The organism is Hymenobacter sp. AT01-02, assembly GCF_000961955.2.
Taxonomy (GTDB): domain Bacteria; phylum Bacteroidota; class Bacteroidia; order Cytophagales; family Hymenobacteraceae; genus Hymenobacter; species Hymenobacter mucosus.
On record NZ_JZIR02000113.1, the window covers coordinates 1 to 1,667 of the forward strand.

Annotated in this window: 2 protein-coding genes; both read left to right on the forward strand. The window is 55.7% G+C overall.

Annotated features, from left to right (window positions below; genetic code table 11):
* The first annotated feature begins 276 nt into the window (after positions 1-276).
* A complete protein-coding gene (locus VI25_RS20425) occupies positions 277-504 on the forward strand; it encodes a hypothetical protein (protein ID WP_045690577.1) in 228 nt (75 codons plus the stop codon).
* A 164-nt stretch (positions 505-668) separates the two neighbouring features.
* Entirely contained in the window at positions 669-1,391 is a 723-nt protein-coding gene (locus tag VI25_RS20430; protein WP_055562790.1) for an SDR family oxidoreductase, read from the forward strand.
* The last annotated feature ends 276 nt before the right edge of the window (positions 1,392-1,667 follow it).

Here is a 1,667-nt window from a genome sequence, read left to right on the forward strand (position 1 = left end):
AGGGTGCTCAATCCACCCACTTCCTGAAGCCCCGGTTGTTATCAGCAGCCAGGGCTTCGTCTTTTCAGACAAGGCCGGCTGGGTGACGTACCGTGCGATAGAGTAAACATACAGTAACGGGTGCACTTTGCCCTATAAAAAGAGACTGTGAGCCTATTTTGCTTGCTATCAATAAGAGATTGTACGTGCGCGTTCAGCACATCTCTATGTATCTTACTCCGATGGTTAGACATCACACGACCACCGCGGAGAAGTAGGTACCAACCTACACTCCACATGAAACGAAATGAGAAGCGCTGGGCTTGGACAGCCCGGCAGCGACGCCCCAAGCGCAAGCACTGGAACTCGCGGCCGGATGATACCCGCTGGTATCACCACCTGTCGGAGCGCAAGCACCGTTCGCAGACGCGTCAGGGCCTGATTCTAATTCGTCAGGGCGCCGACGAAGGCCACGTGGTCTTTCCTTATCATCATCACCACTGGCTCACGTGGTGGTGGACTTAACATAGCAACAGCCCCGACTATACAGCCGGGGCTGTTGCTATGTGGCACCTGTCCTAGTAACCGTTGACAAGTGGGTTAAGTGCAAGGAGTAACCGGTTTGCCCAATCGATAACGTTCTCTTCGCTCTCCTCGTTAAGCAGGCAACGCTTTCTCTCCTACTCCTGATGATGTACGCCCTGATCACGGGTGCCAACAAAGGCATCGGTTACGAAACCGCCCAGCAATTACTGCAAGCGGGCTACTTTGTCTTTCTGGGCTGCCGTGATGCGGCCAGTGGGCAGCAAGCCCAACATCGCCTGCAAGCGGCCGGATATGATCAAGTAGAAGCTATTTCCCTGGACGTAACCAGTGATGAGTCGGTGCAGCAAGCGGTGGCAGCGGTGCGCCAGCGTACGCCCCACGTAGATGCCTTGGTCAACAATGCCGGTATCCCCAGCCACGACCTCACGCAGGTGCCGTCTGCCACCGCGCTGGCTGACTTCCGTACGGTCTTCGAAACCAATTATTTCGGGGTGGTACGCACCACCCAAGCCTTCTTACCCTTATTGCGGCTAGCCCCACAGCCGCGCATCGTGAACGTCTCCTCCAGCCTCGGTTCGCTGACACTGCAAGCCGACCCCACGTGGGAGTACTACGATGTCAAGCCGGTCACCTACTGCACGTCCAAAGCCATGCTCAATGCCTGGACGATCTTGCTGGCGCATGAACTGCGCGAGACACCCTTCAAAGTCAATGCGGTCAATCCGGGTCAGACGGCCACCGAGTTCACCGGGCACACGGGCCATTCGCCAGCGCACGCCGCCCAAGTCATCGTAGACTATGTGCAGTTGCCGCCAACGGGCCCTACAGGCCAGTTTGTCAGTGAAGATGGCCCGACTCCCTGGTAAGCTTTCTGATTCTTAGCATCCTCAAGACCTACCGCCTGCAGCGCAACTTGACCTAGGCCGGACTCGGTGAACGAATCGGGATGCAGAAGGCCTTAATTTCCAAATTAGAGCGCAATACTTTCAACGTCACGCTGGATACGCTACACCAAGTAGTTGCTGCCATGCAGACTGTGTGCAGATTCAATTGGTACCGCAAGCGCAGTAAAGAAGCCCCAACCATCCGGCCTTGTCCTTACCCAAATCTTAGAAGCATTTCAGCCATAAGCTGAAACGCTT